Origin of the sequence: Priestia sp. Y58 (assembly GCF_029522095.1) — a bacterium.
GTDB lineage: Bacteria > Bacillota > Bacilli > Bacillales > Bacillaceae_H > Priestia > Priestia megaterium_E.
This window is the reverse complement of the sequence record NZ_JAKWFL010000005.1, coordinates 387,791-399,545: the sequence shown is the minus strand read 5'-3', so window position 1 is coordinate 399,545 and position 11,755 is coordinate 387,791. Positions and strand designations below refer to the sequence as shown.

Here is an 11,755-nt window from a genome sequence, read left to right as displayed (position 1 = left end):
GGAAATCTATATGAAGAAAAAAGACAGGCGGATAGGAACATGCGAATTATGTGGAAGGCAGGATGTCTTGACGACCGTACATCATTTAACGCCAAAGGAAATGGGCGGAGCGTTTGAACCAACAGCAAACTTATGTATTCCGTGTCATAAACAAATTCATGCGTTATACACAAATGATGAATTAGCCATTCGTCTTAATACGATTTCTTTATTACAAGTTGATTCTAAAATTAGCTCTTTTATTAAATGGATTCGTAAACAGCCTTCTTCTAAATTACCTAAAACCAAGAAATCAAACAGCCGAAAATCCAGATGAATAAAAAACCCCTTATCCGCTTTAATAGCAAAGATAAGGGGTTTTTTTAAGCATTTGCTGCTATATTTTGATCGAATAAATCTGGATCTAACGTATTTGTTCCTGAAATGCCGTTATTGGTATTAACAAAGTTACCTGTATTTAAGGAACCAGAGCCTGAGGCTGTTTTAGCAGCGCTTTTTGGAGAGACGTAGAACGTATCTCCAAACGTTACGACACCGCCTCCGACGCTCGTGATACTAACGGGTCCGATTATTGCTGGCATGAGGTTCACACCCTTTTTTTCGTGGTATTAGTTTAGTATATGAGCCGTTTCTTAAAAGGTTCACTCACTGCCGCTAGATGCTGAGGCAGCTTTTTTCGATGTTCCAGCTTCAGCTTCCTGTGAAGGTTCATCGTTGATTAGTTCACGAATATGCTTAATGCGGGCTTCTGCATACACATTGCACGTCGATCCAACATGAATAACTGACGAGAATGAGCAACCTTTTATATCGATTCTGTTAACGCGGATCAAAGGTATTTCATTCCATGTTTGAACGGGAATAGGTTCGTAATCGCCATGAGGAATAGGCTCATTAAAGATAGCGTAATCATCAAAGTTTCCTTCTCTACCGTAGAAAAACGGATACTGTCTCCGATCAGCTAACGCTTTATTAAGTAGATGAATTTCTGTTGAATCTCCAATTTGGCAAAAGGAGCTCGCCGACAAGGAATTAATTTCTATATAATTAACAGAAGATGTGCGTGAAAGCATACGTAAGCTCCTTTATGATAACGATAGTGGCACATAAGGTCCGATAATCAAAGATTCAGCCGGCGTATCAAATGTTGAGGATAGAGAGATGTAATTTGCATCACCAATTAAAAAAAGAGAAGAAGAAGATACGCCTGTAATACTAACGTCTCCAACAAGCAATTCGCGGTTTACAACGTTAAAGTTCATGAAGGGGGTCCACCTTTCTTTAAAGATTCAGGTAAATACGTTAAAAATGCGTCAATTCCTTTTTTCATATCTTCATAAAGTTTACCGATAATCTGAGGTTTGATTTGTTCAAAATTTCGTTCCATTTCCTCCGGTTGAACTTGCTGTATATAAAAAGTAATCCGCTGCTGCAGCTGCTTTTTAATATCTTCTAAAATAAACTCGTAGTACGACTCATCAATCATCATTGAGCGCTCATCAAGCACATGTTGAACCATAGAAAATCCATATTGATTAAGCTCATTTAAAATCGTTTCATGAATATCAGAGACCCACTGTTTTTCTAGCTGGCGGTTCAACGGTTTTAAGCTAGGATTTTGGGGTCCAGGACCTCCGGGTTGTCCCGGCTGCTCACCTTGAGGCGGCTGCCCTTGTTGTTGAGCTCCTTGCGAAAATGTTACTTCTGGTTTCTCATTAATAATGATATCTTCTAAATTATCAGGTGTAAGAGGGTTTAATCCAATATTTAATGTTCCGTCTAAAGAATCGATTTTTAACTGTTCAAATTTATATTCAATTTTATCGATTTTAATAGGTGGCTGTTCACCTAACTCTTTTATTTTTTTCTGAAGTTCTTGTACGTTTTTTTCAAGTTGAGCAATGCGTCCTTCTTGCTGCTGAATATACGAAGACATTTGCTGAACATACTGATGTACCTGCTGAATATAGTCCATGTTATCCACCTTCAATCACCTCGATTCCCTTATCTTCTGATAAAGAAAATAGTTATATATATACATATGGCGATGAAGGTTGTAACATGTCAGTCGTTGTCTCGAACTGGGGGAGTTAACGACTGTGAAAAAGGAGCTGGGGCAGCGCCCGCACCGGTTCCGGGAGTAAAGGTAGAAGGAGAAACAGATCCAAGAATGCCTTTTTTTGTTTCAGTAGGTGCAGCGCCTGCAAACCCTCCTGTATTAAAGAGATTTGAGTTCGGTTTAATAACACCTACGCTTCCAATTTGAAGTACTGAAGAGTTACTTACGGCACTGATTTTCATGCTTTGAATACAGATACTTTGATTCACGTAAAAGTTCATAAGCATCCTCCTGTATGAGCTTCATTTCTATTATAGATTTCCAGCAACATTTTGGTCATTTACATCATTGTCTGACGTATTGGTTGAGCTCTGCTGATTCACAACATATAATCCGTCGCCTGTATTAAACGAACCTGCGCCAGCAAATGTTTTAGCAGTGGAAATAGGGGCTATTGTATAAACATCTCCAATATGAAAGACGCTGGCTGAACCAACACTGTTAAGATTAACAACACCAACAATGGCAGGCATAGGCAAACACCCTTTTAATTTAGTCTAGTAACAGTATATGAAGCCTAGACAAAAAGGTGATTAATGCTTTTTTCTTATCTATATGCAGGGAGGAAGTAAAACATTAAAAAGAGGAATGGAAATAGTAAACATTGAAGAAAAACTTTTGCGTTCGATATAATGTGAAAGCAATAATGAAATCATGTAAGGTGTGAAAGAATGAAACGTTTCAAAATGAACGCAGCTGATAAAGAACAGCGTATTGAAGCAGCAGATGTTTTAAAAGGAATCGCGCTTATTGGTATTTTGCTCATAAACATGCCGGATTTTTATTCACCAGCTTCCTATTACGACAATAATTTGTTGGACGGTTCAAGAATGAATTATGTTGCTAATGGATTAGTTGATGTAGTTGTAGGGCGGACAGGATACGCGCTGCTCGCTATTTTGTTTGGATTTGGTTTTATGAAAATGTTCCAGCGTACATATGAAAGGCAAGTAAGCTTTACTCCTTTTTATGTACGAAGAATCACGGCTTTGCTTCTCGTTGGGGCTATTCATGCTTTATTTATTTGGCACGGTGATATGATTGTGATGTACAGCTTCTTTGCTTTGATCATGCTATTTTTTCAAGAAGCAAAGAAAGAAGTGTTATTAGCGTGGGGAACCGGAATATTTAGTATTTACGCTGTGATTATGATTGTTATTTTAACAGTAGCGGCTTTGGTTAATGAAGGAGATACAGCAGCGGGAATTCACCAGCCTATTATTGACCAAGCGCTTCAAACATATGGACACGGAAGTTTTGCATCAATCTTTCATCAGCGCTTGCTTGATTGGTACTATGCGTATAATTTAAATACGGTTCCTTTTCTGTTTTTATCGCTATTTCCACTGTTTTTATTAGGTGGTTTTATGGCAAAAAGCGAATGGTTCGAAGAAATAGAAGAGTATATATTGGAGACAAAGTGGCTTTGTCTTATTTCATTCATCGTGTATGCAGCATCATCTGTATTGCCGTATGTTTTAGATCACAACGTAGCCACATCCTATATTCACGATACAATCGGAGGAACGGCAGGAGCAATTTTTATTGTGACGTTGGTCACATTAGCTATGCGAAGTGTATCTATTCAAAAAGTCATGCAGCCATTTGCTCTTTTGGGGAGAATGATTTTAACTAATTATATTGTCCAGTCCATTGGATGTACATTTCTTTTTTACTCATATGGGTTAGGATACTACGGACATATTTCAATTGTAGAAGGTTTGGCTATTGCGGGGATTATCCTTTCTATTCAACTGCTGGGAAGCTGGATATGGATGAGCCTATTTTCAGATGGGCCGCTTGAAAAACTCATTCGGTATGCTACTTATGGACGCAGCCGCTAAAAATCCTTTTCCTTCCTTATATTATTGGTGAAGGAAAGGTTTTCATGATATGATATTTTCAGAAAGGACGTGAGATGAATGGCTCCACTACATATTCATGTAACGCTTTGGACATTATTAATTATCTCGTTTGTGGTTTCGTTGATTTTACATCGAGCAGGTAAAGCTAAAGGTCAGAAAATCCTACATATGGTGGCGAGACTCCTATACTTATTAGTATTAGTATCAGGTCTGCATATGTTAGCAGCTTGGTACCATTTTCAAGGCGCAGCGCTCATTAAAGGAATTGCTGGAGTGTTAGTGCTTGTGGGAATGGAAATGGTACTTGTTCGTACTGAAAAAAGAAAGCGTACAGGCGTTGCTTGGGCAGTTCTTGTAATTGCGCTTATCTTAGTATTCTATTACGGATATGTCGTACTAGGATAAGAAAAAAGCTATCTTGGATAAGATAGCTTTTTTCTTTTGCTTTAATCTAAAAAAAGATTCATTGAACGTTCTCCATCATTAACGGTATATTCAAATCGATCTAGGTGATGCGTGCCTCGTTCGAATAAATGCTGAACGGCACAAATTTTTTCCTCATTGTCATAAATGATAAAATTAGCACCTTTTGTATCACCGTCTGTCGGTAAAAAACATAATGTGTTGTGACAGTAAATACAATCATAAAGAGAGAATTTTAATGAATTTAAGTGCTGAGTGAATGATAAAAAGGTCTCTTTCGGTAGTGATTGAAGAAGCTGTTCGTATGCATAAGGTAGCTTTTTAGTCAGTCTTAGCTTATCCCCATTTCGCAATAAATACGTTCCATCGTGAAGCTTTATTTGACGGTCATCAACCATAATGGCTTTTTCCCAGCGTGTATCAATAAGAAGTTCTAAGGTATCATCCATTACTTCATGGAGCATGGAAGCTTCGTCACTTTCATCTTCAAAGAAAATCCACTGTGAATCAACACATTCAACCGTACCAATCACGAAGGAACGCGGCTGATTGTTCAGAGCTTGTTGTTTAGAATAATGGTTCATAATCAAACCTCCGTGTGAAATTTATCCATATTTTTTTATTGCCTAAAAAAGCTCTCTTTATAACTCGAAAGTGAAAATAAAATATAAGGACAATTCAACTGTAACTACTGCGTGCATACAATGGCATTATTTCATTCATAAACAAGAGCGTGAAAGAAAGGATGATAAACGATGTGTGGTATAACGGGTTGGGTCGACTTAAAGCGATCGCTTTTAAATGAAACAGCAACAATAACAAAAATGGCTGAGACTTTATCGAAAAGAGGTCCTGATGACACCAACGTATGGACACAGCAGCATGTTGCTTTTGGGCACAAACGCTTAGTTGTAGTAGATCCTCAAGGCGGAAGACAGCCCATGACAAGAGAAAAAAATGAACAGCTCTATACGCTTTGCTATAATGGAGAGCTTTACAACACGGAAGATATTCGGAAAGAATTACTAAAAAGAGGTTATCAATTTCAGGGACATTCAGATACGGAAGTACTTCTCACATCTTATATAGAATGGAAAGAATCATGCGTAGATCATTTTAACGGTATCTTTGCTTTTTCAATCTGGGATGAAGCCAATGAAAAGTTATTTATAGCACGCGACAGAATGGGAGTGAAGCCCTTATTCTATCGATCTTATGAAGGTGGAATTCAATTTGCATCGGAATTAAAAGCGATATTAGCTCATCCTGAGGTCAAAGCGGAAGTAGGATTAGATGGATTAGCAGAAGTGTTTGGCTTAGGACCTTCTCGTTCTCCTGGCCACGGCGTATTTAAAGAAATAAATGAATTGCGCCCGGCTCACGCGCTCACGCTTACGCGTAACGGGTTGAAGATTTGGCGATACTGGAACGTAAAAAGTGAGCAGCATACAGATGATTTAGGTGAAACTACAGAAAAAGTTAAATTTTTAGTGCAAGACGCGATTGTAAGACAGCTAGTGTCGGATGTCCCGGTTTGTACATTTTTATCAGGTGGAGTAGATTCAAGCGCCATTACAGCAATTGCTGCAAATGCGTTCAAAGAAAACGGCAAGGGCTCTCTTCATACGTATTCTATCGATTATGAAGACAATGATAAATTTTTTAAAGCAAATGAGTTTCAGCCAAATTCTGATGGAACTTATATCAAGCTCATGTCGGATACGTTTCAAACAAATCATCACCGCTGCATTATTTCAACGGAGGACCTTGTGCAGCATTTAACAGAGGCTGTAGAGGTGAGAGACCTTCCTGGAATGGCTGATGTAGATTCATCGCTGCTTTGGTTTTGCCGTGAAATCAAACAAGATTTTGTTGTGAGCTTATCAGGAGAATGTGCGGATGAAATTTTTGGAGGATATCCATGGTTTCACCGAAAACATGATTTGTCTTCGGATACCTTCCCGTGGATGCGTTCATTAGATGCTCGAATTGATTTGCTGCAAAGTTCATGGAGAAAGAAATTACAGTTAGAAGATTATGTGCGTGCCAGATATGAAGAAACATTAAAGGAAGTGCCTGAATTAGAGGGTGAATCGTTAGAAGATGCACAGCGGAGAAAGCTGTTTTATTTAAATCAGATTTGGTTTATGACAACTTTATTAGATCGTAAAGATCGTATGAGCATGGGCGCGAGCTTAGAAGTACGCGTACCTTTTGCTGATCATCGCCTTGTGGAATATGCATGGAATATTCCGTGGGAGATGAAGATGACGGGCAATAAAGAGAAGGGGATTTTACGAAAAGCGCTTGAAGGAATTTTGCCTCATGACGTTCTTTATCGCAAGAAAAGCCCTTACCCTAAAACGCATAACCCAGCTTATACAAAAGCTGTAACTGTATGGCTTCAATCTCTTTTACAAGATAAACAGTCACCTCTTCATGAATTTTTTGATAAGCAGCAGTTAAAGCATATTATTGATACAGGCGGAGAAGGGTTTAAAGCACCGTGGTTTGGTCAATTAATGACAGGGCCTCAGCTGCTAGCTCATCTAGCTCAAATTCACGTCTGGTTTACTCACAATAATATTCAAATTGTGGAATGACAGGACCCTCTCAGTACAGAGGGTTTTTTTTAATGACATTAGTCATCTATTTTTCTTTTTTGTACGTTTAAGTAGAGAAGAAGACCGCAGTCTATTTTTGTATAACTTTACATAGATATAAAATAAACGCTTGAAAGCACCGAATAAAGGGAAAGTGTACTGAAACCCCGGAAAAATGGTACAAACGTCATATTTTAATGGTTTAGTTATTGGTAATTTTATGATTCGAATAAAGACAAGCAGTTTATCGTTGTGTTTAATAATAAAGCTTTGTATAATGTTTGTATAACTATTGTATAGGATTAGGAGTGTATGTATGCAAAAAAACGTAATCGTGATTGGAGCAGGTCCAGGAGGATTAGCGGCAGCGATGCTGTTAGCAAGTCATGGCTATAAAGTAGATGTATATGAAAAGCAAGGATACGTGGGCGGGCGAAATTCAGCGATTCAAATGTCAGGTTATACGTTTGATATGGGTCCTACATTTTTGAGCATGCCACAGATTTTTGAAGAGTTATTTCAAGCTGCTAATCGCAATGCGCATGATTATATGGACTTAAAACGTCTAAATCTCATGTATGAGCTTATTTTCGATGACGCGCAGATTCAGATGACGGATAACCATAAAAAGATGAAAGAAGAAATCGAACGTTTATACCCAGGAAACGGAGAAGGCTATGAGCGCTTTATGAAAGACACCGAAGCAAAGATGGCGGCTTTGCTGCCTTTATTGCAGGGCGAGATGGACCGTTTTCATCACTATTTAAAGCCTGAAGCAATTCGAGCACTGCCGCATTTATCCTTAGGTAAAACGCTCTATGATGTACTTGGCAAGTATTTCACTGATGAGAAATTGAAATTAGCTTTTACTTTTCAATCGAAGTACTTGGGAATGTCCCCTTGGGAATGTCCAGGAGCCTTTTCTATTTTATCGTTTATGGAACACGCTTACGGTATCTTCCATCCAATAGGAGGAGTAAACCAACTATCTCAAGCAATGGCAAAAGTAGTGGAAGAACATCAAGGGCACATCCACTTAAACCAAGGTGTCCAAAAACTATGGATTGAAAATAAGAGAGTAAAAGGAATTATTCTAGAAAATGGAGAGCGAATAGGGGCAGACGACGTCATTATCAATGGAGATTTTGCTCATGCGATGACGAATTTAATCGATGAAGGTACCCTTAAAAAGTATGCAGTTAAAAAACTTGAAAAGAAAAAATACTCTTGTTCTACTTTCATGATTTATCTAGGCATAGACAAACAGTACAAAGATCTGCCTCATCACACGATTGTGTTCGCTGAAGATTATAAAAAAAATGTAGAAGAAATTACGAAAACGCTAGCTCTTTCAGAAGACCCTTCTATCTACATTCAAAACCCTGTGGTAACAGACCCAACTTTAGCACCGGAAGGAAAGTCTGCTCTTTATATTTTAGCGCCGGTTCCAAATAATTTCAGCGGTGTAAACTGGGATGAAAAACAAAAAGATTTTCGAGATGCAGTATTAAAAATTGTAGAAAAGAAAACGGGTTTCAAAGATTTAGAGAGTCATATTGAAGTTGAAAAAATCATTTCACCGAAGCAGTGGGAAGAAGACGTGCTGGTCTATAAAGGAGCGACGTTTAACCTTGGACATCAGCTCACTCAAATGATGGTGCTGCGTCCGCATAATAAATTTGAAGAATTAGAAAATTGCTGGCTAGTTGGAGGAGGAACTCATCCAGGGAGCGGTCTACCAACTATTCTGGAATCATCGCGCATTACGACAAAGCTCATCTTAAAAAGAGACGGACAATTACTGAATGAGCCGTTTAAAACCATGAAAGAAATGGAGAGTGCATTATGAGAACAGCAATTGTTGGAGGCGGCATAGGCGGTTTAATCACTGCTTTGTTATTAAGCAAACGAGGATTTTCTGTTGATATTTTCGAAAAAGAAAACAAGCTGGGCGGCCGGCTGGCGTTCGTAGAAAAAGACGGTTATAAAATTGATGAAGGTCCCACGATTGTCTTACTGCCTTTAATGCTTGAGCGTATTTTAGATGAAGCGGGCATTTCTGCTTCTCAATATGAACTAATACGCTGTGATCCACTTTATGATATTCATTTTCCAGACGGTACGACCTATACAAAAAAAGCGACTGAAAAAGATCAGTTAGAGGAGATTAGCCGTTTATTTCCAGGCGAAGAGCAAAACTACCGGCGTTTTATGACTGAATTAAAAAAGCGATTTGAATTAGGAAGTAAGGCATTTTTGGAAAAAACATTTGTAAATAAACGAGATTTTTGGACATGGCAAAACATCAAGGCATTAAAAAAAATGAATGCAAATAAATCAATGAGAAAATTTGTTTCAACGTATTTCCATGATGAACGTCTAGTAGATGCCTATTCGCTGCAATCTCTCTATATTGGAGGCAATCCTTATTCGGCGCCAGCTATTTATTCCCTTGTTCCTTACAGTGAGCATGCTCATGGCATCTATTACGTAAAAGGCGGATACGCAAGTCTTGTGCCGCTTCTTGAAAAGGCGCTGATAAAGCAAGGTGTAAACATTCATTTGAATAAGGCGGTTCAAGAGCTTTCTATATCAGGAGACAAGACGGAAGGGGTTATTGTTGACGAACAACTTTATCCATTTGATCAAGTTGTTTTAAACGGCGACTTTCCTAATATGGCGAAAATTGCTCAAAAAAAAGAAAAGAAGTATGTGCCTTCGTCCAGCTGTCTGCTGCTTTATCTTGGTTTGAAGAGAAAATATGATCATCACAATGTACATCAATACTTTATGGGCAATGATTTGGCTAAACATATGGAAGCAGTGTTTAAGCATAAAACGATTCCTGAAGATCCCGCTATTTATACATTTAATCCCTCTGTTATTGATCCATCGTTAGCTCCTGAAGGGAAAAGTGTGCTATATGCACTTGTACCGGTTCCATCAGGTGGCCACATTGATTGGAGCAATCAGCAAGACTTTGTTGATGGAATCATTCGAACTTTAGAAGAAAAAGGGTTTGAAGAGCTTCGTAAAGAAATAGAGTGGGTAAAAGTACGTACGCCAAATGATGCTCAAGCATTTGGACTTTACGAAGGAGGAAGCTTTGGTATTGCTCCTGAGCTGTTTCAATCGGGCGTATTCAGACCCCAGTACCAGCCGTACGAATATAAAAATGTTTTTGCGGTCGGAGCATCTATTCATCCAGGCGGAGGCGTGCCAATTGTTATGCAAGGAGCAAAAATGTTAGCTGATCATCTTATTGAACAATCATCTGTTCAAACGATTGCAAAGCTTTCTTAAGATCTTGTAAGCCATAAGGAAATGATGGTTTATCCTTTAATAGAGAAAGGGGTCCTATATGATGAACATTTCGTTAGACAAAGCGTACAATCAGTGTGAAGAAATTATTAAAGAAAACTCAAAAACGTTTTACAAAGCTTTTTCCATGTTGCCGTCAAAACAAAGAAAGGCAGTATGGGCGGTATATGCATTTTGTCGTCAAGTCGATGATATTGTAGATGAAGGATGCAACCCTGAAATAGAGCTGCAGCAATTCGAATCAGAATTTGCCCGATTTAAAAATGGAGAACTATTAAACGAAAGCGCCATGTGGGTAGCTCTGCGCAATGTATTTGAACAATATGAGATGAATGTTCAAGCGTTTGATGATATGATTACCGGCCAGAGAATGGATTTAGTAAAAAAAGAATACGATACGCTTGATGAAGTGAAAACATACTCTTATCACGTAGCGAGTACGGTAGGGTTAATGCTTTTACCGATTTTAGCTCCAACTACTCATAAAGAATTAGAAGAAGAAGCAGTTGCATTAGGCATTGCGATGCAGCTGACCAACATTTTAAGAGACGTTGGGGAAGACTTAGAGCGAGGGCGCATTTATTTACCGAAAGACCTTATGAATTCTTACGGATATACGCGCATGCTATTGGAGAACCGGTGGGTCACTTCTGAATTTATAGAGATGTGGGAGCACCTGGCCAAAGAAGCGGAAATGTATTATATAAAAGGGCTTCAGTCGATTCAAAAATATCCCGTGGCTTCTCGCTTACCTCTTACAGGAGCGGCGCATTTATACCGAGCGATTCTTGATAAAATTCGAAAAGAAAATTATGACGTATTTACAGAAAAGCACTTTGTCACAAGTCAAGTGAAAAAGAAAATTATGACATCTATTTCTACGGGGTAACGCAAAGGAATTACTTTTCCTTTGCGTTACTTTTTTTTGAAAAGATATGAAAGCGTTAACTATTATGTAAATAAGAAAAAAGTCTCATTTTTATCGTATATTAACTTGAATATTCAGAAAATTACCTATATGATAAAATACATAACATTAAATGTTAATAAAACTAACATGAAAGAGGGGTTACGATGAAAAAAGTAGAAGCCATCATTCGTCCAGAAAAATTTCAAGCACTGCGCGTAAAATTAGAGGAAGTAGGAATAAACGGATTAACGGTCTCAGAAGTGGCAGGCTGCGGTCAGCAAAAAGGAGAGCAGGGGCTGTTCAGGGGACAAAGTTTTGAAATCAAATTAGTACCTAAAGTCAAAGTAGAAATGATTTTAGAAGCAGAACAAGTTGATGAAGTCATTAAGATCATTCAATCAATTTGTTCTACGAATCAAATAGGCGACGGAAAGGTTTTTGTCTATCCGGTAGAGGATGCTGTACGAATTAGAACAGGAGAAGCAGGTGTAGAGGCTATTTTATAAAAAGAGAG

At 38.3% G+C, this 11,755-nt stretch carries 15 protein-coding genes; 8 read left to right on the top strand and 7 right to left on the bottom strand.

The window, feature by feature from the left end:
• The first annotated feature begins 10 nt into the window (after positions 1 to 10).
• Positions 11 to 316 carry an HNH endonuclease gene (locus MMB68_RS17840; RefSeq protein ID WP_221785561.1) on the top strand — a complete coding sequence of 102 codons (306 nt, stop codon included), beginning with the start codon at positions 11 to 13 and terminating at the stop codon, positions 314 to 316.
• 46 nt (positions 317 to 362) lie between these two features.
• On the opposite strand, the gene MMB68_RS17835 is transcribed toward MMB68_RS17840, so the two are convergent.
• The 6 genes from MMB68_RS17835 to MMB68_RS17810 all read right to left on the bottom strand — a co-directional run bounded on the left by MMB68_RS17835 (position 363) and on the right by MMB68_RS17810 (position 2,592).
• On the bottom strand, positions 363 to 581 hold the full coding sequence (locus MMB68_RS17835) for a spore germination protein (protein ID WP_013055353.1): 219 nt from the start codon (positions 579 to 581) through the stop codon (positions 363 to 365).
• 60 nt (positions 582 to 641) lie between these two features.
• Entirely contained in the window at positions 642 to 1,073 is a 432-nt protein-coding gene (locus MMB68_RS17830; RefSeq protein WP_221785560.1) for a spore germination protein GerPE, read from the bottom strand.
• Between the two features lie 12 nt (positions 1,074 to 1,085).
• Entirely contained in the window at positions 1,086 to 1,262 is a 177-nt protein-coding gene (locus MMB68_RS17825; RefSeq protein WP_013055355.1) for a hypothetical protein, read from the bottom strand.
• Positions 1,259 to 1,975 (bottom strand): spore germination protein GerPC, encoded by a 717-nt coding sequence (gene gerPC / locus MMB68_RS17820; protein WP_025749933.1) that lies wholly within the window; start codon positions 1,973 to 1,975, stop codon positions 1,259 to 1,261. The genes MMB68_RS17825 and gerPC overlap by 4 nt, the downstream gene beginning before the upstream one ends.
• Positions 1,976 to 2,064: 89 nt before the next feature.
• Positions 2,065 to 2,340 carry a spore germination protein GerPB gene (locus tag MMB68_RS17815; protein ID WP_221785559.1) on the bottom strand — a complete coding sequence of 92 codons (276 nt, stop codon included), beginning with the start codon at positions 2,338 to 2,340 and terminating at the stop codon, positions 2,065 to 2,067.
• Between the two features lie 30 nt (positions 2,341 to 2,370).
• Entirely contained in the window at positions 2,371 to 2,592 is a 222-nt protein-coding gene (locus tag MMB68_RS17810) for a spore germination protein (RefSeq protein ID WP_013055358.1), read from the bottom strand.
• A 198-nt stretch (positions 2,593 to 2,790) separates the two neighbouring features.
• On the opposite strand from MMB68_RS17810, the gene MMB68_RS17805 reads away from it, so the two are divergent.
• Positions 2,791 to 3,963 (top strand): DUF418 domain-containing protein, encoded by a 1,173-nt coding sequence (locus MMB68_RS17805; RefSeq protein WP_221785558.1) that lies wholly within the window; start codon positions 2,791 to 2,793, stop codon positions 3,961 to 3,963.
• 78 nt (positions 3,964 to 4,041) lie between these two features.
• Positions 4,042 to 4,389, top strand: a complete 348-nt coding sequence (locus MMB68_RS17800; RefSeq protein ID WP_013055360.1) for a DUF1516 family protein — start codon at positions 4,042 to 4,044, stop codon at positions 4,387 to 4,389.
• Between the two features lie 41 nt (positions 4,390 to 4,430).
• Here MMB68_RS17800 and MMB68_RS17795 read toward each other — a convergent pair whose 3' ends face one another.
• Positions 4,431 to 4,991 carry a DUF2777 domain-containing protein gene (locus MMB68_RS17795; RefSeq protein ID WP_013055361.1) on the bottom strand — a complete coding sequence of 187 codons (561 nt, stop codon included), beginning with the start codon at positions 4,989 to 4,991 and terminating at the stop codon, positions 4,431 to 4,433.
• Positions 4,992 to 5,162: 171 nt separating this feature from the next.
• Between MMB68_RS17795 and asnB the strand changes: the two genes are divergently transcribed.
• The 5 genes from asnB to MMB68_RS17770 all read left to right on the top strand — a co-directional run bounded on the left by asnB (position 5,163) and on the right by MMB68_RS17770 (position 11,747).
• Positions 5,163 to 7,010, top strand: a complete 1,848-nt coding sequence (asnB, locus tag MMB68_RS17790; RefSeq protein ID WP_221785557.1) for an asparagine synthase (glutamine-hydrolyzing) — start codon at positions 5,163 to 5,165, stop codon at positions 7,008 to 7,010.
• 316 nt (positions 7,011 to 7,326) lie between these two features.
• A complete protein-coding gene (locus MMB68_RS17785) occupies positions 7,327 to 8,859 on the top strand; it encodes a phytoene desaturase family protein (RefSeq protein WP_221785556.1) in 1,533 nt (510 codons plus the stop codon).
• Complete coding sequence (locus tag MMB68_RS17780) at positions 8,856 to 10,313, top strand: phytoene desaturase family protein (RefSeq protein WP_221813009.1); 1,458 nt, start codon at positions 8,856 to 8,858, stop codon at positions 10,311 to 10,313. Before MMB68_RS17785 ends, MMB68_RS17780 begins: the two co-directional genes overlap by 4 nt.
• Positions 10,314 to 10,371: 58 nt before the next feature.
• Positions 10,372 to 11,220, top strand: coding sequence for a phytoene/squalene synthase family protein (locus MMB68_RS17775; protein ID WP_221785554.1), 849 nt, complete (start codon positions 10,372 to 10,374; stop codon positions 11,218 to 11,220).
• Between the two features lie 185 nt (positions 11,221 to 11,405).
• The gene (locus tag MMB68_RS17770) at positions 11,406 to 11,747 is read left to right on the top strand and encodes a P-II family nitrogen regulator (protein WP_028412404.1); all 342 of its coding nucleotides are present in this window, start codon (positions 11,406 to 11,408) and stop codon (positions 11,745 to 11,747) included.
• Positions 11,748 to 11,755: the final 8 nt, after the last annotated feature.

Excerpts from the sequence above, each read along its gene's own strand:
- MMB68_RS17830 (WP_221785560.1), bottom strand. The coding sequence starts at position 1,073 with ATGCTTTCACGCACATCTTCTGTTAATTATATAGAAATTAATTCCTTG.
- MMB68_RS17815 (WP_221785559.1), bottom strand. The coding sequence starts at position 2,340 with ATGAACTTTTACGTGAATCAAAGTATCTGTATTCAAAGCATGAAAATC.
- MMB68_RS17805 (WP_221785558.1), top strand. The coding sequence starts at position 2,791 with ATGAAACGTTTCAAAATGAACGCAGCTGATAAAGAACAGCGTATTGAA.
- MMB68_RS17810 (WP_013055358.1), bottom strand. The coding sequence starts at position 2,592 with ATGCCTGCCATTGTTGGTGTTGTTAATCTTAACAGTGTTGGTTCAGCC.
- MMB68_RS17840 (WP_221785561.1), top strand. The coding sequence starts at position 11 with ATGAAGAAAAAAGACAGGCGGATAGGAACATGCGAATTATGTGGAAGG.
- MMB68_RS17795 (WP_013055361.1), bottom strand. The coding sequence starts at position 4,991 with ATGAACCATTATTCTAAACAACAAGCTCTGAACAATCAGCCGCGTTCC.
- MMB68_RS17780 (WP_221813009.1), top strand. The coding sequence starts at position 8,856 with ATGAGAACAGCAATTGTTGGAGGCGGCATAGGCGGTTTAATCACTGCT.
- MMB68_RS17800 (WP_013055360.1), top strand. The coding sequence starts at position 4,042 with ATGGCTCCACTACATATTCATGTAACGCTTTGGACATTATTAATTATC.
- MMB68_RS17770 (WP_028412404.1), top strand. The coding sequence starts at position 11,406 with ATGAAAAAAGTAGAAGCCATCATTCGTCCAGAAAAATTTCAAGCACTG.
- MMB68_RS17785 (WP_221785556.1), top strand. The coding sequence starts at position 7,327 with ATGCAAAAAAACGTAATCGTGATTGGAGCAGGTCCAGGAGGATTAGCG.
- asnB (WP_221785557.1), top strand. The coding sequence starts at position 5,163 with ATGTGTGGTATAACGGGTTGGGTCGACTTAAAGCGATCGCTTTTAAAT.
- MMB68_RS17775 (WP_221785554.1), top strand. The coding sequence starts at position 10,372 with ATGATGAACATTTCGTTAGACAAAGCGTACAATCAGTGTGAAGAAATT.
- MMB68_RS17835 (WP_013055353.1), bottom strand. The coding sequence starts at position 581 with ATGCCAGCAATAATCGGACCCGTTAGTATCACGAGCGTCGGAGGCGGT.
- gerPC (WP_025749933.1), bottom strand. The coding sequence starts at position 1,975 with ATGGACTATATTCAGCAGGTACATCAGTATGTTCAGCAAATGTCTTCG.
- MMB68_RS17825 (WP_013055355.1), bottom strand. The coding sequence starts at position 1,262 with ATGAACTTTAACGTTGTAAACCGCGAATTGCTTGTTGGAGACGTTAGT.